Raw genomic sequence first — 19,198 nt, forward strand, 5'->3', positions numbered from 1 at the left:
CGCTATATGAGACAATATGACAATGCTACAACGGTAGCAAATGAAGGTGAAATATTAGCAAGCTTTCAATATAGAAGCTTGCTGAGCTATCAAACCTACCATCATATAAAAGATATACCATATAGTTTGCAGCTCCGATCAACAATTGACTTTTATCCTTTAGAGCACGCCAATAAAACCGTGATTTTTATACATGGTGGATATTGGCAGTGGTGTGATAAATCGGACTTTGCCTTTATAGCGCCGTATATACTGGCAAAAGGCGCACAATGTGTACTTGTAGAATATGACTTGGCTCCTCAAAGTCATATTTCAGAAATAGTGGCTCAAACGCAAAAAGCTCTCGATTTTATTGCACAACAGAATTGGATAACGGATGAAGTTTTATTAGTGGGCCATTCAGCAGGTGCGCATCTTGGAGCATTATGTTTAAGCCATCCTTTATTATCTGAAGCAGTTTTATTAAGTGGTATTTATGATTTAGCACCTATACAAGAAACTCATCTAAATCATGCATTAAATTTGTCACAGTCAGATGTTATGAAATATAGCCCTATTTATAGGCAAGAAACTGTTGATACTCCTTGTACTATTTTGTGTGGAAGTCTTGAATTAGATGAGTTGAAATGGCAAAGTGAAACTTATTTTAAATATAGGCGTAGTCAAGGGCAGGGATTGGCCTCATTTGATATTTTGCCTGAGATTAATCATTACTCTATTCTAGATTACTATTTTAAATCTATATTTAAGTAGGGTGAGAAATCATGATTGTTATAAGAGGATGGGTCGAGCTAAGGTTGAGCAATATCATGTATAGCAAAATAGTACTCATAACAGAAGGTTTTAAACAATAGATTGAATAATATGTTTTTTATTTAAATATAATTTGTTAAATTAACAATATCTGAGTGTGAATGTAAGTTACATCACATTTATTTGGTTTTTTATTACGTTTTAATAATTGGAGTTGACCGCAGTCAATATCTCAACTAGATTAAAAAGATAGTGTTTTCTCTCTAATCGACAAACTGTTTAGCTGTTGCTTAGATGAGTTTTATAGTCCGTAGCTTCCCAAGAGACGGACTTTTTTATTTTTATATCCAATTATTAACTGAGTTTTGCATATTAAATCGGCATTTAATGACTCACATATGCTTAATTTAACTGAAAAAATTAAAGAGGTATTGTAAATATATCTTTAAAGGTATATATTTAGTACTGCATATACTGCGTCTGTAAAGTTGTTTATTTTTAATACCCTCATGTTTTTTTAACTATGAGGGTATTTTTTATTAAAAAATAAAGTCTTAAGTTAGTTATAAATTCGAAAGAATTAAAATTTTTAAAAAGAAAAAATAATAGTAAATTTAATATACAAAAGTATGGACTTCTAAATTTCTGTATATCACTGAAAAAACTAAAAGTATTGTTACTTGAAGTGGTTTTTTAATGTTTTATGACTATTTACGTACTAGTTTTCTTACTAGTTACTAGATTAACTCATAACTAAGATAAGCTGGAATCGCTAAATCTTATATGAAGAAAGTAAACTTTTTGATATGAGTAGTTAAGAGATTTTAGGATTACTGAGCGGTAAAATAAGTTGTCTATAAGAAAAATTTAAAATTAATTTCATCATTAATATATTTATACATTTATTGTACGAATAAAGGATAGTTAAAAAAAATGTAAATTTCTTTTGATTGATAGATTTATAAAATTTTTCAATAATTTGTAGAGGTCGGTTTTTTTATATAATTTTATGGATATTTTAAAGTTTTTAAAAAGTTTTAATACAATTGGCACTTATCTAGCAATCATGCTTATATTCTTAATCGTCATGGTTTTATATTTCTATGTGATTGAACCACAATAAAAAATTGTATTAAAAAAGGTCCCGAAGGACCTTGGTTAGATTTTGGCATGTGTACCATACTTATCAATCATGATTGAACTGGCTTCATTTAAACCACGTACAGTAACTTTTACACCATTCTTTTGAAATTTTTCTATTGCTGAATCCAGCATGGCCACTGAAGTGACATCCCAAATATGTGAGTGTGTGAGATCAATAATAACTTCTTTTAAATCTTCCTTAAAATTAAAACCTTGCATAAATTTTTCAGAAGAACTAAAAAACATTTGTCCTTTTAAATCATACAAACGCGCATTTCCTTCCAATGAAGAGATGATATGAATATCATTTTCTAGCTTGTTCGCTAGAAAGAGTGCGGAAAGTAATACACCCGTCAAGACACCTAATGCCAGATTATGAGTCGCTACGACGACGATAACAGTTGCTAGCATAACAATATTGCTGCTTCTGGGATTAGTTTTAAAGCGGGTAAGTGAACTCCACTCAAAAGTGCTGATGGATACCATAATCATGACAGCAACAAGCGCTGCCATAGGAATAACCTTTAACCAATCACTTAAAAACACAACTAAAATGAGTAAGAATATACCTGCGCAAAAGGTAGATAAACGTGTCCGGCCACCTGATTTAACATTAATCATTGATTGTCCAATCATGGCACATCCAGCCATTCCGCCCATAAAACCTGAGGCAATATTGGCAAAACCTTGGCCTTTACATTCCTGAAATTTATTGCTTGGAGTATCCGTCATTTCATCAACTATGGTTGCTGTCATCATCGACTCAAGTAAGCCAACTGCAGCAAGAGCCAATGAATAAGGAAGAATAATAAAAAGGGTATCTAAATTAAGAGGGATATCAGGAATTAAAAATATAGGTAAAGTATTTGGTAGAGCTCCCATATCACCTACTGTTCGAACGTTAAAACCTAAAAAAATAGTAAATAATGTGACGGCAACAATACAAATGAGGGGAGATGGGAAAATTTTTCCAAGCTTGGGTATGTAGGGAAATAGATAAATAATAGCTAACCCAACTGCTACCAAGATATATACATGCCAAGTTACATTAATCAACTCTGGTAGCTGGGCCATAAAAATGAGTATGGCGAGAGCATTCACGAAGCCAATTACCACAGATTTAGAAACAAAACGCATGAGTTTAGCAAGTTTAAGGTAACCCGCCAGAATTTGTATAACCCCTGTCAAAATTGTGGCTGCAAATAGATATTGAAGACCATGTTCCTTTACAAGTGTTGTCATGACTAAAGCCATAGCACCTGTTGCTGCCGAGATCATGGCAGGGCGACCACCGACAAAAGAAATAATGACTGCTATACAAAAAGATGCATATAAACCAATTTGGGGATCTACACCGGCAATAATTGAAAAAGCAATAGCTTCTGGTATTAATGCAAGACCAACAACAAGACCAGAAAGAATATCTGCACGGATATTAGAGAACCATTGTTCTTGGACATTCGTTAACATGGAAATAGCCTATGATTATAAATTTTAAAAAGGCTAGTGATGTGGTATACCAACACACAAGCGACTACACCACATCACTAGACAGTGATGAGTTATTTACGATTAAGAAGGGTAAATAAACTTAAGGTGGCGTAAGTGTCATGAATATAAAGAAGTGGGGCTTTAAAAGAGCAGTAAGAATAGCATAAGTTTTAAGAGGGAGTCATTTAGGCTTGGCAAATCTCTAGTATAAAGTGCTTAACCATTATTTTTTCATATCTGCTTTAGGCATATCCATAAACTCATTTGATGGCATATCCAAGAAAAAATCACGGGCTTCACTATGTTTGCAGTTTAACCAATCATTTCTAAGATCATCAGGTATCACAATAATTGAACGTTTTTCATCATTTGGTTTATGAAATTGTTTCATAAAAGGATGATTGTCGGCATTGATTGTTAATAGTGACATTGTCTTAACTTTCTGCTCATCAATTACGCTTTCTTCGTAGATTGCCGCAAGCGTAAAAGGTTTACCATCTTGACGGAATATGCCATACCAATGTGCTTTTCCATTGATATATTTAGGCTCATAAATAGCTTCAACTGGTATAAGCCCAAATTGATCATTTGACCATGCATGCTTAAAAGAACGTTTTTGTGCAACTGTTTCAGTTCTTGCATTATAGGTTGCATATTTAAAAGAGATTTCTTTTGCATAGGGAGGCAACATTCCAAATATAACTTTTCGCCATTCTTGTTCATTTTGATGAGATAAAATAAGTGGACAGTTATCACTGGGGTAGACGTCAGATTTATAATCGAAAGTTGGTTCAAATAGGTTTAATTGATGAGCATGCTCTCTTTTAAGAGGCTTAAAATTTGCACACATGATAGACCCTTACTTATAACGTTAACCTGAAACTATAGGGTGAATGTTTTAGCTTTTTATTTTGTATGGTTTTATCGTTTGAATTGTCTGTTTGAGTATTAATCTTTACTGATCATTTACTTTATAAAAATTTGTTTTTTGATATAAAAACTAGAGATGATATCAGTTAGTTATTAGATCTTTTGGAGCAAACAATTGTTTGAATAGCTACTTTTATGCAACAGAGCCTTTCAGTAATTTGGATTCTAATAAAACGGTTATTCATCATAATACAAAAATATCGAGAACGTATATAAACCAATAGTTCTTGCGGTTTACATCAGTCTTTAAAAATTTATAAGGTGGAATTATGAATAAACATTTATTAGCAAAAATCACTTTGTTAGGTGTTGCACAACTATTTACTCTTAACACTGCATTTGCGGATGTTCCTCTTACGCCGGCCCAATTTGCGAAAGCGAAAACAGAAAATTTTGATAAAAAAGTTATTCTGTCTAACTTAAATAAACCACACGCTTTGTTATGGGGACCAGATAATCAGATTTGGTTAACTGAACGCGCAACTGGTAAAATTTTAAGAGTAAATCCTGAATCTGTTAGTGTAAAAACAGTTTTTCAGGTTCCTGAAATTGTAAATGATGCTGATGGACAAAATGGTTTGTTAGGTTTTGCTTTTCATCCTGACTTTAAACATAACCCTTATATCTATATTTCAGGTACTTTTAAAAATCCAAAATCTACAGATAAAGAACTACCTAACCAAACAATTATTCGTCGGTATACCTATAACAAAACGACAGATACATTTGAAAAACCTGTCGATTTGATTGCAGGTTTACCTTCATCGAAAGATCATCAGTCCGGTCGCCTTGTTATTGGGCCAGACCAAAAAATTTACTATACGATTGGTGACCAAGGTCGTAACCAGTTGGCTTATTTATTTTTACCAAATCAGGCGCAGCACACCCCAACTCAACAAGAGCTGAATAGCAAAGATTATCATACATATATGGGCAAGGTATTACGCTTAAATCTTGATGGAAGTATTCCTAAAGACAACCCAAGCTTTAACGGTGTGGTTAGTCATATTTACACATTAGGACACCGTAATCCACAAGGTCTGGCCTTTGCTCCTAATGGAAAGCTTTTGCAGTCTGAGCAAGGTCCAAATTCTGATGATGAAATTAATCTCATTTTAAAAGGTGGGAACTATGGTTGGCCAAATGTAGCCGGATATAAAGATGAGAGTGGCTATGCCTATGCCAATTATTCGGCTGCAACCAACAAATCACAAATTAAAGATTTAGGCCAAAATGGTGTAAAAGTAGCGGCTGGTGTACCTGTTACTAAAGAGTCTGAATGGACAGGCAAAAACTTTGTACCACCTTTAAAAACGCTATATACCGTGCAAGATACATATAACTATAACGATCCAACGTGTGGTGATATGACTTATGTTTGTTGGCCAACAGTTGCACCATCATCGGCATATGTATACACGGGTGGTAAAAAAGCGATTCAAGGATGGGAAAATACATTATTGGTACCATCTTTAAAACGCGGTGTTATTTTCCGTATTAAGCTAGATCCAACGTATAGTACAACCTTAGATGATGCGATCCCAATGTTTAAAAGCAATAATCGCTACCGTGACGTCATTGCAAGTCCAGAGGGTAATGTCTTATATGTATTGACTGATACGTCTGGGAATGTACAAAAAGATGACGGCACTGTAACTAACACTTTAGAAAATCTGGGTTCTTTAATTAAATTTACCTATAAAGCCAAGTAATTTATTTGAAAAACCCAGCTATATGAGCTGGGTTTTTATTCAATTTAAGATTTACTCATTAACGACTAATACAGGAATATGGATTTCTCCTAACAGCGCTTGAGTCACACTTCCCAAGAAGAACTTTTTAAAGCCTTTTCGCCCATGAGAACCAATCACTAATAAATCAGCTTTTAGTTCAGTTGCTGCTTTGATGATTTCTGTATGAATTGTTTGACCTTCAACAATTTTTGTTTCGACAGAAATTCCGTGTTGGCTAAATTGTTCTTTGGCTTGGTCTAAAATGCCCTGAATCGAAGCTCTCGCTTTATTAAAGTAATCTTGTGCAATTTCTGTACTATCAATAATTTCAACCGATATAAAAGGATCAATAGTGAGCGCATAAACTAAAGTGACTTTACTATTAAAAGCTTTAGCAAGGCTTGCAGCATGATTAACAGCAATAAGTGAAGTAGGAGAACCATCGACTGGAACTAAAATATGGTGGTAACTCATATATTGCTCCTTATTGTCTTTTGACAATATTTATAGGTAAAAAGCTAAGTTTGTTATCGTTATGATTATATTATCGCCAATTTTAATAATTTATATTGTGCTTTTAGTGTGAAAAATTGAACAGCTATTTGAGTTAAATATTCTGATTAACTCATAGAATAATGACTTTCGAAATAGGCTTGGCCTTGTTTAAGAATAGACATCACCTGATTTGCATCAATAGCTGGTTCAAACAAAAAGCCTTGTCCTACATTATATCCAAATTGGAGTAGTAACTCTTCTTGTTCTGGCGTTTCAATACCTTCTGCGATAAGTCCTAGCGATAAATTTGGAGCAAGTAAACCAATGGCCTGAACAATTGCATAAATTGATGGGTCATGTTGCATTTTTTGTATAAAGCTACAATCGACTTTTAAGCAATCAATAGGATAATCACGTATATGCGTTAAAGAAGAGAATCCTGTTCCAAAATCATCTAAAGCAATCCGTACACCATGTTGCTTGAGTTTAGTCAGTGCACGTATAACATATTCGGAACCACGGTCTCCAAGCATATGCTCAGTGACTTCTATTTCAATTAAATGTGTAGGAATTTCAAGTTGATTGATCTTTTTTAATAGACGTTCAGCATAGTTATCTCTTAAAAACTCAACAGGCGCAGCATTTAAAGAAACAGGAAGTGGGTTAAAGCCTAACTTTATCCACTTAGCAATATCATGCAACACTTGCTGCTGCATAATTTCACCAATTTTACTTGCTAAATCATAATCTTTAAAAGCCTCAGCAATTTGAGAGGGTAATCCTCTTTGGGCTGAAGTTGTGTGCCAACGAAGTAATGCTTCGAAGCCCACTACTGCATGAGTTTTTAAATCAACTTTAGGCTGATAGTAGGGTTGAATGGTGTGGTGGCGAATAAGTTGACGAGCAATATTAAGTTGAGAGGCAATTGCTTCCGTTAACTGCATCATACTTGGGTTATACATACGTATACCGCCACGTCCTCGAGCTTTTAAGTCATGTAGAGCCATATCCGCACAGCTTAATAAGCTGGATTGATCAACTGCATCTTGAGGGTAAATGGCAGACCCAATGCTCATGCCGCCATTTAACACATTTCCTGCATATGTAATCGGCTGATTGAGCTGTTGAAGTAATACTTCTGCAAGACCTTGAACATCACTTTCATTTTTTAAATGGCTAACAATAACTGCAAATTCATCGCCACCTAGTCTAGCAACAGAGCATCGTTCATGGTCTACGCACTGATTAAAACGTTTAGACAGGATTTTTAATAAGTGGTCACCAGCGCTATGGCCTATGGTGTCATTAATATGCTTAAAATGATCTAAATCAATTAAAAGTAAGCCAACACTTGTTTGAGTTTCTCTGGAGTAGGCTAGGGTACGTTTTAGTTGAAGCTTAAATGAGCGTCTATTAAATAATCCGGTAAGTTCATCTCTTTCACTAATATCTCTTAGTCGGTTTTCAGTGAGATATTGTTGAGTGACATTTCGAGAAACACACAATATTTGAATAATTTCGCCGTTTGTGTGTTGAATTGGGGTCAGCATATTATCCCAATATTCAGGATCTTGGTTTGGTAAACAACTCATGCCAGCGAATCGGGCTACTTTGCCTTGTAAGGCTTTTTTTAAGGCAATTCTTCCACGTTTACGTATATGAGCTGGTAAAAGATCTAACCATCTCATGCCGAAATTTTTTTCATTTACAGGGACACCTAAAGCAAGACATCCGGATTTATTCATATGTGATACTGTGCCATCTGTATTTAATACCTTAATACAGTCGACACTAATATCGAGCATTTGATTCTGTATATCGATATCTTTGCGTAAACTTTGTTGTTCTTGAATATCTTGGTCAATATCTAAAAAGCTAATGAACCATTCATTTTCTTGGGAAGATTCATGATATTTCGATAGTTGAATAGAAAGTTTGCACCATCGATAGTATAGGCCTTTATGTAAAAGACGGCATTTAATTTCAACTCTTGATTGAATACGTATTGCATCTAACCATTTATTTTTGACTTCTTCTAAATCAGCAGGGTGCACGAAATCTAACCATTGTTGAAACAATGGAGGGGATGTATCGCGCCAGTATTTTGTACACTCCATATTGCAATATAAAATTAAGCCTTTTTCGTCACTGACCCACGTCGGTAGAGGAATCTGCTCAACAATAAAGTGCTTTTGGGTAGTGTTCGACATTGAAGTCATAACATGCCTAAAAATTGCTGAAGAGTTAAACTATTTATAATCTGTATTGTAATAGTTGTGTAGTAAGTGCAAAAGCTATAAAAATTTAATATTTGATTATTTTTTAGACTCAAATAAAGGAATTACGAAAATAAAATTTCTATTACTCATCTATGCATATGTTATTTATTAACTTTTAATTTAATGAAGATTAAAAAAAATAGAGTTTTAACTTAAAAAAATTATGCTTATTTTTGTAAAAAACTTGTTAAAACAGTTGTTTATAATTTGAAAATAGAAGGATTAAGCGCAAATAAAATATTTTAACAGGTCAAAAATAAATTGTTTTAAATATTTTTCTTAGAAAAATTTATATAAAGAATCAATTTAAATTATTAAGTGTTAATACAATAACTACTATTAACTTTACAAAAGTAATATAAAATAAGGGCTTAGGTTGTCGTAAAATTATTTTCGTCAAAAAGGATATATATTTCCTTTTTGTGCATTTTATAGCCTACATTTTCCCCAAGATGTAGGTTTTTTTTATGGCAAAATTTTATTATTTTAATTTTAAGTAATTTATTGAATTATAAATAAAAAAAGCCGTGAAGGCTTTTTATGTGGTTTCCGGTTTTTTTAACTGCTGCTGAATATAGAGATTCATATAGTATTGCTCTATATAATCATCTGCATAATTATTAGCTAAGGTTTTTGTAGCGACCTGTTCATGTTTAGAATAGCGATGAGTTTCTAAATCTTTTTCAAGTACCCACCATTGGCGGTTAATACGACGTACCTGAAACTTATCACTTTTATATTTTCTTTTAGCCATTTTTTCCTAAAATTACAATGTAGACATGAAAAGAAAGTTTCTACTGGAGTTGGGAGGACAAGTCAACAAGCTTAGTGTTCAATTGACTACTTTCTGAGGACTATATTTTTACTTATGCGTAGTAAATAAAAAAGCTCTCATAGAGAGCTTGAGATTTAAACATATTTGAAAAAAGATACGATAGTTACCGAGATAGATTTTTTAAAAGCATTTTTAAGCTTTCCATCATTTTTTCTAGTTGTAGAGGAGTGATCCCCTCAAATGATTGCTCAAGTACGACACTTGTTAAGTCGTTAATTTTAGCAATCATTTCTGTACCACGCTCAGTAAGATATACACGTGTAATCCGGCCATCGCTTTGACAAGAGTATGTTTCTACTAGGCCTTCATCTTTTAAACGGTAAACAATCTTAGTTGTAGTCGACATCTTTGAAATAATCATGTCGGATAATTCAGATACACTAGCATGGGGTTTACTGCTTAGCGCAAGCATAATGCGTCGACGAGAATTATCTAAGCCATATTTTTTAAGAGCATTATCAATATTTTGAACATATTGAGCATGGACTTGGGTAATCCAATAATAAGGAAAATCTTCAAGAGTGAAAGATTCTGTTGTTGGTAAAAAACGCGCATACTTCTTTGTCATTGACTTTTCCCCATACCTTGGTGGATCGCATTTTATGAAACTCATTTTAATAGTTGAAAAATATAGTTTCACTAAGCAAGTTATATCAGGACTTTAAGTCATGAGCAAAATTTATATCGTTTGATTTAATAAGAACAAACTATAAATTTTACTATTCTGATAAAACTTATTTCTTACCGTTTATTTGAACTTGGCTGCTCGCTTGTTCGTAAAATGAACGATACCTCTTTGCATGAGAATCCTAGAAAAAAAAACATGTTTTGAATGTGACATTTCTATAAAAATTTTTTGTCTACAAAGTCATAACTATAAAAAATAAATCCATTTTATGTGAAAATATTTATTTTAATCAATATTTTACGCTATTTTTGAAAAGTGGAAATTTACCATACATTTAACATGATTGATGAACTATTTATCAAATTAAATGAATTAACTTTCTTAAGGTATTGATTTTTATATATTAATATATGTTATAATAAGTGAGTTATTTTCAAATTATATTTGAAAAACCTAAATATAGTTTAAGTGAATGTATTACCAAACCAACTTTTACTTTGCAATTAGCTTAGAACAAGTTATAGCGCGTGCGATTCAAATTAATAAATAATCTAAGAAATAAAAAAGGGAGAATATTAATTCTCCCTTTTATAAGCTATGTATTCGGTAATAACTTTTCTTCTTGGTTCTTCTTAATGATGGCATAACTTACACCAGTTACTATGCTGCCTGCAGCAATAGCTGCAAGATACAACCATGCATGATTGATTGCATTCGGAATCAGAAGTACGAATACACCGCCGTGTGGTGTAACAAGTTCACAGTGAAATAAAGCCACCAATGCACCAGTAACTGCACCACCTAAAATACAAGTTGGAATAACACGCATAGGATCTTTTGCTGCAAATGGAATTGCACCTTCTGAGATAAAGCATAAACCGAGCACAAAAGCTGCTTTACCTGCATCTTTCTCACCTGTGCTAAATTTATTTCTAGCAAGGAAGGTCGCAATCGCCATACCAATAGCAGGGACCATACCACCCGCCATGGTGGCTGCCATTGGCATGTAAGTATTGGTTGTAAGTAAACCGACTGTAAAAGCATAAGCGGCTTTATTAATTGGACCACCTAAATCAATACACATCATACTTGCTAAAATAATTCCCATTAATACGGCGTTTGTAGTGCCCATGTTGTTGAGGAAATCTTTCATTAACTCAAAGATATGTGCTACTGGTTGTCCAACTATGTAGAACATAATGAGACCAACAGATAATGTTCCGAGTAATGGAATAATCAAAATAGGTTTAAGTGCCTCTAAGCTGGTTGGTAATTTAACTTTTTTGGCAATAAATAACGCGATATAACCAGCAAGAAAGCCAGAAACAATGCCTCCTAAAAATCCTGCCTGTAGTTGTGCTGCCAATAACCCACCAATTAAACCAGGTGCAAGGCCAGGGCGATCTGCAATGGAATATGCAATGTAACCTGATAGCATTGGTACCATTAGTGTAAATGCTGCTGCACCAATCTGTTTTAATATGGCTGGCAAGCTACCAGCTTGTTCGGCTGCATTCAGACCAAAACATAAAGAAAGAGCAATTAACAAACCACCGGCAACAACCATAGGCAGCATATAAGAAACACCGGTTAATAAGTGTTTATACACACCAACTTTTTCAGTTTTATCTTTATTTTCCGTAGTAGCTTGCTGTTTACCTTGTTCTAAAACTTGAGCATTCGCAATTGCCTCTGCAAATGCCTTGTCGGTTTGTTTTAAGGCAAAGCCAGTACTGCATCGATAAACACGTTTGCCTACAAAACGGTCTGTGTTCACTTCAATGTCAGTAGCTAAAATAACAATATCGGCATCAGCAATGGCTTGAGCTGATAAAATATTTTTTGCACCCACAGAACCTTGAGTTTCTACATCAATTTGATAGCCAAGTTTTTCTGCACCTTGCTGTAACGCTTCAGCTGCCATAAAAGTATGAGCAACCCCAGTTGGACAAGCAGTAATTGCAACAAAGTGAGTCGCTGTATTAGATGTTTGTTTAGGTTTTTGATCCCATTCATTTGCAGGTTTCGAATGTTCAAGCGCTGTTAAAAGTGCATGATCTGCATCATGTTTAATATCTTCAATAGATACTAAAGATAAAGCGCTTTGCCCAAAAATATTTAGGTTTTTAGGCTGTTGTCCAATAATAACAACATGATCAAAGTTATCACTTGATTCAAATTCATCGAGTGAAATAACGCTATTTTTATATCCACGCTGTGTTGCGACTAAAGCAAGTTTACGAGCTAAAATCAAAGCATTGATTTGCTGTTGCGGACTATTAGTGACAAATAATAAATGTTTAGCGGTTTGCATCAGATTCACTCAATGAATTGATAGTAGTTTGTGCTTTTAATTGGTCTAGAACCTCGGGAGTAGGGATTCGAAAACCAATTTGCGTTACAGCATGGCTTGCAATTGCTGTTGCAGTTTTTAAAGTTTCTTCAGGAGAAAGTTGGCTTATAAGTCCGTGGATCATGCCTGCTAAGAGGGAGTCACCAGCACCGACTGTACTTTTTACAATAACTTTTGGTGCCTGAGCATGTAAGGGGTGAGCATCATGCAGCCAATTTACGCCATCTTCACCCATTGAAATCACTACATGCTCAATGTCGGCTAAGCTGTCAAAAAGTTTTCTTTGTTCGGCATAGCTTGTTGCAGAACACTGATAACTTTCTACTAGCTCATCAGTATTAGGTTTAATCATCCAAGGTTGACTTGCAATTGCAGCAACCAATGCTTTACCACTTGTATCTAGTGCAACTTTTTTATTTTGCTTTTTTATAATTTGAATAAGCTGTTGTAGCTCATCAATACTAAAACCCTGAGGTAGGCTACCAGCTATTGCAACCACCTCAACTTGTGGTAAAAGAGCTTCGATCTTATTAAAAAGACTTTGTTTGTCTACTTCAGAAACAAAGAAACCCTTACCGTTTAAATCGGTCATCCGCCCAGAGTGCTCAGCAATCTTTATATTTTGGCGTGTTTCGCCATCAATATAAATGAACTCGGGTTGAAATTGAGCTTGGGTAAAGTGTGTATCGAAAATTTGTCGATTATGCTCACCTAAAAAACCAGTTACGATTACATCATGTCCTAGGTCTTTTAATACCTGAGCAACATTAAGACCTTTCCCCGCTGCATGAATTTCTACCCATTCTTGCCGATTTACTTCACCTACCTGTAACTCATTTAGTTGTATCGTTACATCAATTGCAGGGTTTAAAGTAACTGTTAAAATTTTAGCCATCACTATTCCCAATTTATAAGTCTTGTTCAGATAGTTGACGTACAGCAGGAGCGCTATCACACGCTAAAGCTTGTTGCGCAAGTTTTTGAGCATGGCTGTAGTTTAGTGTACGAATTTGAGCTTTTACCAATGGAATGCTATTTGGTGACATGCTGAGCTCATCTACGCCTAATCCCATGAGAATAGGTACGGCTTTTGGATCTGCTGCAAGCTCACCACAGATTCCTACCCATTTACCGTGTTTGTGTGCAGCCTTCACAGTTTGATCAATCAAATTGAGGATACTTGGGTGCAATCCGTCTGCTTCAGCTGAGAGGATTGGGTGACCTCGGTCAATTGCTAAAGTATATTGGGTCAGATCATTTGTACCGATACTGAAAAAGTCGACTTCTTGTGCAAGAATTGGTGCAAGTAAAGCAGCAGAAGGAACTTCAATCATAATGCCGACTTGTAAATTGTCACATGGATGTTGAGCTTTTACTTCATCAAGAATTGCTTTTGCAGCACGCCATTCTTCAACACGTCCAATCATAGGAAACATGATTCGTAATGGACGATTATCAGATGCTTTTAATAAAGCAGTTAATTGCTGTTTTAAAAGCTCAGGACGTCTTAAGGTTAAACGAATTCCCCTTAATCCTAAGAATGGGTTTTCTTCTTCAGCAATTGGTAGATAAGGCAAAGGTTTATCACCACCTACGTCTAATGTGCGTACCACAAGTGGACGGCCTGCAAGTGCATCTAGTACCACTCGGTAGTCAGCTTCTTGAACAGTCTCATTTGGTGCACTGCTATGAGACATAAATACAAGTTCAGTTCGTAATAACCCAATCGCTTCTGCACCATATTCTACTGCTTGTGCTGTTGCTTGAACTTTACCTAAATTTGCAGCAATTTCGATCTGATGTTGATCTAACGTAATGGCAGGCTCTTGGCTATGACGTTCAGCTTCTTCACGAATTTGACGTTGTTGTTCACACTCTTGCTTTGCTTGTTCGATTTGCGCCGTATCTGGATTTAAAACAAAAGTCCCCGTGTCACCATTAATGAGTAGGGTGCTTTTATGATCAATTTCCAAGACTTGTTCACCAGCACCAACAATAGCTGGAATTCCTAAAGCACGTGCCACAATCGCACTATGTGCACTTGCCCCGCCTATAGCAGTCAAAATGCCCGCAACACGGTCTTTGTTGAGACGAGCGACATCGCTTGGCCCAACATCATGCATGATTAAAATATAAGGCTCTTTAGGCTCTTCAATAACTACTTCACCACATAGTTGTGTTAAGACTCGGTCACCAATATCACGTAAGTCTGTTGCACGTTCAGCGAGTAAGCGGTCTGGTAGAGCTTCTTGTGCTTTAGCAGCAGCTTCAATATGCTCATGCCAAGCGGCTGGTGCTGATAAATTCTGATTAATTTTTAGATATACACCGTTAATCAAATCAGGGTCATCGAGCATCTCTAAGTGGGCTTGAAAGATTTGTTTAATTTCAGAAGCTTCAGCTTTAGCAATAACTTGGTGAATATTGTTTTTTACAGCATGTAATGCAATATCTAAATTTTCTTTCTCAGCTTTTACACTTAAACCCATACGTTCATATTGATAAACCTTGGGTTTAATGACATGTACTGGCCCAAAAGCTAAACCGCTAGATGCAGCGATTCCTGTATTGTTACCAAATGCTGTAGCATGAGACATTATAGTTTGTGCAGGGGGTTGCTCAGGTACTTCGCTAGTTACTGGTATTGCCTCAACTTCCTCACCCAAGCCTTGCTGTACTGCAAAAACCACTTTATCTAGGCCATTCACTGCATCAGTTTCTGGCTCTGCAATAAAACGTAGAGTTTGGCCACGTTTACAGCCTAAAGCTAAAAGGCGAGTCAAACTTTTCGCAGAAACAAAACTACCATCATCGACAGCAACCTGAATGTCGCCTTGAAAGGTTTTGGTGAGATTGACTAAATGTGTAGCTGGTCGAGCATGTAAGCCGTGTGCATTTGCTAATACAACTGAGCGTTGAGGCCAGTCTGGAATAACATCAGCACCAATAATTTTTGCAATTTCATTTGGAGTTTGAGTCTTGTCTAGCTCGGCAACTTGCTCTGGATTGAACAAAATATCAATTAAACGATTAAATCTTTCATTATCGAGCTGGTCATTTGCTGCAATACAAACCAGAGTATTCAGCTTTTTACCATTTAGCTCTAAAGTCTTTGAGGGCTTAGTAATACTAATAGCAGGTTGCTGAACAAAGTGATGACTTGAAATAGACCAAATTTGATCCTGTAATTGAATGGCTTGTTCTGGATCAAGTGAGCTTAAGAAACCACATTTTACAAAACTATGTTTTTTGAGCGTTTGAGAAGCTGCCCAAAATAAGTCTTCGATATCTTGCGCATCGATTTCGGTTTGAATGAGATTTTCATGAAGGGCTAAAGATAATGGCTGAGCTTGTAGTAATTCTATAATTTGTTCGGGCTTTGAAGCATTTTTGACTTGTTCACTCACATCATGCATTAATGCACGAGTAAGAATTTGCAATACTTGTAAATGTTCATCAGATTTTGCTGCAATCACGACAGCTAAATAGATTTTATTTTCTCCATCCCAAATTACGCCTTCCGGGAAATGAGCTAAGCGAATACCCGTTTTTAAAATATATTCACGTGATTGAGGAGTACCGTGGGGAATAGCAATACCTTGGCCTAAATAAGTCGCACTTTGTTGCTCACGATTGACAAGTCCTGTTATATATTCAGGTGTAACTAACCCATCTTTTTCTAATATATCGACTAGACACTTTAATGCATGTGTTTTATCAACAGCATGTTGATTCATATGAATATGTTGAGGCTCTAGTGCTAGCATAATTATCCTTGAACAATTTCTTTGGCTTAGCTAAAACAGAAAAAAAGAAGCTGTTTGCATTAAACAAGTATATATACCTATTTTTTGACAACAGCTTCAGATGAATTACCTTATCAGAACTTTAAATGTATATCGACGCATTTAAGTAAAAAGCTGCTCGTTTTTAATACAAAAAAACCTCTAAGCAGGATTACTGACTTAGAGGTGAAAATAAAAGCAGTGATTAATAATTAATTTCTTGTTCTAAAATAGACCAAAGTTTTTGATGTGATTTTTTAAATAACAGCATATGGCCAATTGATTTATATCCTAAATTTTTTGGATTAAGTTCAATCATTTTTTTATCTGCATTGGGATATAAACTTAATAATTCATTTACGTTGCGTTTGGTTGCAATCTCATCATCATCGGCCCAAATAGCAGTAATTGAACACTTAATATCTGAATGAAAGTCATGAAAAATAGTCTTGCCTATAGCATTTTTCACATAACCGGGACGGCTGCAAAACTCTCGCCATTGTTGAGCAACTTTTTTAGGTAAGTTTTCTCCCATACCTATGAATTGAGTTGCACCATAACCTTTAATAGCACTAGAAATAGGAAAGATAAAATTGAACATAACTGGTGCTAAAAACTTGGTTTTTCCTTTCAGACCCTTAACATGTCCTGTTGAACCTGCAACGGTTACTACTTTTGCGACTTTATTATAGTTAGGCACGACTCCTAACAATTGTCCACCAGCGCTGTGCCCAATAAGAATAACTTGATCTGCTTTGGTTTTTATTAATAAAGAATCGATTGCACAGGGAATATCAAGTGTTCCCCAATCTGTAATACTTGCATTACTTTGTTTTAATGCACCATGTAATGACTCACCAATACCACGGAAATCAAAACTCAACACATCATGGCCTTGTTGACTTAACCATGTTGCAAAAGAGTGATAAAAGTTTTTGGTAATACCTGTTGCTGGGCAAATAACAACTGGGTATTGAGCTTTTTTTGATACAGCAGGATAAAATTGTGCTGCAAGTTGATAGCCATCTTTACAGGTAATCCAAAAAGATTCAAAAGTCTTATCCATAGATTTTAAGCTAACTGTCTAATCATTTGTCTTAATGTACATGAGTTCCGAAAAGAAACTTGATTAAAATATGACTTTAAAGTCAAGAATTATGATATATAGCTCATCAAATTTTAATAAAACAAATAAAGGGAAATTATGGATTTATCAAAAGCTGTACAACTTGCAATTGTTTTTAGTGGCGTCTTTTTATGATTAGGAGTGTTGACAGGAGTGTGGAAATATTGGCAGATACGCCGTTCAGAATTAAGTCGTGCACATTATTATGTCGATATTGCCCATCGAAGCAGCTTGCTGTATGCCGCGGCAACAATCATTCTAGCTGTACTCAGCTATTTCACAGTTTTAAGTGAAGATATTGCTTTATGGTGTGTATTGGCAAACATCTTGTTTTTTAGTCTTTCAATATTTGTCTATATCATTCATGGGTATTTACAGGACACAACAAATCAGTTTAAACAGCCGCATAGGTTAGGGCGCTTCAGTCTGCCAGCATGGTTAGTATCTTTTATGATGATTGCTTTAATTATTACCGAGTTGTTAGCAACAGCTATTTTAGTGATGGGGACTATTTTATTATTTTTAGGGTAATAAAAAATGGATGATTACTCATCCATTTTTTGAATTCTATTATTTCTGTCGACTCATTCGTTTTTTAGCTAATTTTCGCATTTTGTGATCGACAAAGGCCCATACACAAAACACAAAAGAAACAACCGTAGCATATACAAAGTACTCGGGTTTCAGATTCCCTTTAATCATACCTTGAAACAGTAAAGTGAGCATAAGAGCAAGCGTAGTTACTCCATACACAACTGAATCTTTACTGTTCAGAGTGTTAATGAAGACTTGTTTGTTGAAATGTAATGATAACATCTCCATCCCTCCTTGTGGTTGCGCTAAAACCGAATGTTTTAGTCAAGAATAAGTTTAATGTTGTACTGGTATTTTTAGTTTAATTCAATAGTCAATAGAAAGTTTTTTGAACAGTTTTATAAAAACTTCTATATTTATAAATAGTTAAGGTATTAAAAAAGTAAATATTAAATATTTTCGTATAAAATACTTATTTTTTTAGAAAAGAGAAATTTTTAAGTGAAAAGTGTAATAATTTCTCTTTTCTTCTCATTTACTTTAGTTGCTTTGTTTTTTTAAAAAGGCATCAATGGCATGTTGAGCAATTTCAGCATCTTCAAAAGATTGTACGCCTGAAACACCAATCGCACCTAAAATATGATCTTCATAAATAATAGCTTTGCCACCTTCTAGCATTCCTTTGGCATTTGGCATGCTTAAAAAACCAAGACGACCATTTTGAAGAAGTTCTTCGTAGAATTTTGAAGGACGACCGCTCATTGATGAGCATTTAGCTTTTTCCAGACACAGATGTGTAGTGAGAGGAGAAGCGCCATCTAGACGTTTCATAAGTAATAAAGAGCTTGTTTCATCAACAATCGCTATACTAACTTTAAAGTTGTGTTCAATTGCATATTTTTGAGCTTCTTCCATTAAAAACTCTGCATCTGCTAATGTTAGATAATATTTACTTTTCATTTATGCTCTTCTTTCCTGAGTAAGCTAAAAATTATTTTAGTGTAATATTACAGTAAAAATTAATTATATCTATAGTTGAATTGTCACTAAATACTGGTGTTTGAAATAAAATGCTGGTTGGGTAAACGCAGCATTTTATTTGATATATAAAAT

General features: G+C 34.8%; 15 protein-coding genes and 1 pseudogene. 4 read left to right on the forward strand and 12 right to left on the reverse strand.

Annotated features, from left to right (window positions below; translation table 11 throughout):
* Positions 1 to 6: 6 nt before the first annotated feature.
* Both ABLB96_RS10195 and ABLB96_RS10200 read left to right on the forward strand, forming a co-directional pair.
* Positions 7 to 753: an alpha/beta hydrolase gene (locus ABLB96_RS10195; RefSeq protein WP_348897456.1), complete on the forward strand. Its 747-nt coding sequence runs from the start codon at positions 7 to 9 to the stop codon at positions 751 to 753.
* A 1,009-nt stretch (positions 754 to 1,762) separates the two neighbouring features.
* Positions 1,763 to 1,876: a hypothetical protein gene (locus ABLB96_RS10200; protein WP_348898531.1), complete on the forward strand. Its 114-nt coding sequence runs from the start codon at positions 1,763 to 1,765 to the stop codon at positions 1,874 to 1,876.
* A 35-nt stretch (positions 1,877 to 1,911) separates the two neighbouring features.
* Here the strand turns inward: ABLB96_RS10200 and ABLB96_RS10205 are convergent, their stop codons facing one another.
* Entirely contained in the window at positions 1,912 to 3,366 is a 1,455-nt protein-coding gene (locus tag ABLB96_RS10205) for a SulP family inorganic anion transporter (RefSeq protein ID WP_348898532.1), read from the reverse strand.
* A 244-nt stretch (positions 3,367 to 3,610) separates the two neighbouring features.
* On the reverse strand, positions 3,611 to 4,237 hold the full coding sequence (locus tag ABLB96_RS10210) for an SOS response-associated peptidase family protein (RefSeq protein WP_348898533.1): 627 nt from the start codon (positions 4,235 to 4,237) through the stop codon (positions 3,611 to 3,613).
* A gap of 349 nt (positions 4,238 to 4,586) precedes the next feature.
* On the opposite strand from ABLB96_RS10210, the gene ABLB96_RS10215 reads away from it, so the two are divergent.
* The gene (locus ABLB96_RS10215) at positions 4,587 to 6,029 is read left to right on the forward strand and encodes a glucose/sorbosone family PQQ-dependent dehydrogenase (protein ID WP_348898534.1); all 1,443 of its coding nucleotides are present in this window, start codon (positions 4,587 to 4,589) and stop codon (positions 6,027 to 6,029) included.
* A gap of 51 nt (positions 6,030 to 6,080) precedes the next feature.
* Here the strand turns inward: ABLB96_RS10215 and ABLB96_RS10220 are convergent, their stop codons facing one another.
* The 8 genes from ABLB96_RS10220 to ABLB96_RS10255 all read right to left on the reverse strand — a co-directional run bounded on the left by ABLB96_RS10220 (position 6,081) and on the right by ABLB96_RS10255 (position 17,491).
* The gene (locus tag ABLB96_RS10220) at positions 6,081 to 6,524 is read right to left on the reverse strand and encodes a universal stress protein (protein WP_348898535.1); all 444 of its coding nucleotides are present in this window, start codon (positions 6,522 to 6,524) and stop codon (positions 6,081 to 6,083) included.
* Between the two features lie 146 nt (positions 6,525 to 6,670).
* Complete coding sequence (locus ABLB96_RS10225) at positions 6,671 to 8,764, reverse strand: EAL domain-containing protein (protein WP_348898536.1); 2,094 nt, start codon at positions 8,762 to 8,764, stop codon at positions 6,671 to 6,673.
* A 598-nt stretch (positions 8,765 to 9,362) separates the two neighbouring features.
* Positions 9,363 to 9,578, reverse strand: a complete 216-nt coding sequence (locus ABLB96_RS10230; RefSeq protein ID WP_348898557.1) for a hypothetical protein — start codon at positions 9,576 to 9,578, stop codon at positions 9,363 to 9,365.
* Positions 9,579 to 9,762: 184 nt separating this feature from the next.
* Entirely contained in the window at positions 9,763 to 10,227 is a 465-nt protein-coding gene (locus tag ABLB96_RS10235) for a MarR family winged helix-turn-helix transcriptional regulator (protein WP_348898556.1), read from the reverse strand.
* A 655-nt stretch (positions 10,228 to 10,882) separates the two neighbouring features.
* Positions 10,883 to 12,601 carry a fructose-specific PTS transporter subunit EIIC gene (locus tag ABLB96_RS10240; protein WP_348898526.1) on the reverse strand — a complete coding sequence of 573 codons (1,719 nt, stop codon included), beginning with the start codon at positions 12,599 to 12,601 and terminating at the stop codon, positions 10,883 to 10,885.
* Entirely contained in the window at positions 12,588 to 13,535 is a 948-nt protein-coding gene (gene pfkB, locus ABLB96_RS10245) for a 1-phosphofructokinase (RefSeq protein ID WP_348898527.1), read from the reverse strand. Before pfkB ends, ABLB96_RS10240 begins: the two co-directional genes overlap by 14 nt.
* A 13-nt stretch (positions 13,536 to 13,548) precedes the next feature.
* Complete coding sequence (gene ptsP / locus ABLB96_RS10250; protein ID WP_348898528.1) at positions 13,549 to 16,407, reverse strand: phosphoenolpyruvate--protein phosphotransferase; 2,859 nt, start codon at positions 16,405 to 16,407, stop codon at positions 13,549 to 13,551.
* Between the two features lie 223 nt (positions 16,408 to 16,630).
* Entirely contained in the window at positions 16,631 to 17,491 is an 861-nt protein-coding gene (locus tag ABLB96_RS10255; protein WP_348898529.1) for an alpha/beta fold hydrolase, read from the reverse strand.
* 138 nt (positions 17,492 to 17,629) lie between these two features.
* Between ABLB96_RS10255 and ABLB96_RS10260 the strand changes: the two are divergent.
* Positions 17,630 to 18,082, forward strand: a pseudogene (locus ABLB96_RS10260) (hypothetical protein).
* 39 nt (positions 18,083 to 18,121) lie between these two features.
* Here the strand turns inward: ABLB96_RS10260 and ABLB96_RS10265 are convergent.
* Both ABLB96_RS10265 and ABLB96_RS10270 read right to left on the reverse strand, forming a co-directional pair.
* Entirely contained in the window at positions 18,122 to 18,367 is a 246-nt protein-coding gene (locus tag ABLB96_RS10265) for a hypothetical protein (protein WP_348898530.1), read from the reverse strand.
* 258 nt (positions 18,368 to 18,625) lie between these two features.
* A complete protein-coding gene (locus ABLB96_RS10270) occupies positions 18,626 to 19,045 on the reverse strand; it encodes a heme-binding protein (protein WP_348898418.1) in 420 nt (139 codons plus the stop codon).
* Between the last annotated feature and the right edge of the window lie 153 nt (positions 19,046 to 19,198).

This window comes from Acinetobacter sp. XH1741 (assembly GCF_041021895.1).
Lineage (GTDB): Bacteria > Pseudomonadota > Gammaproteobacteria > Pseudomonadales > Moraxellaceae > Acinetobacter.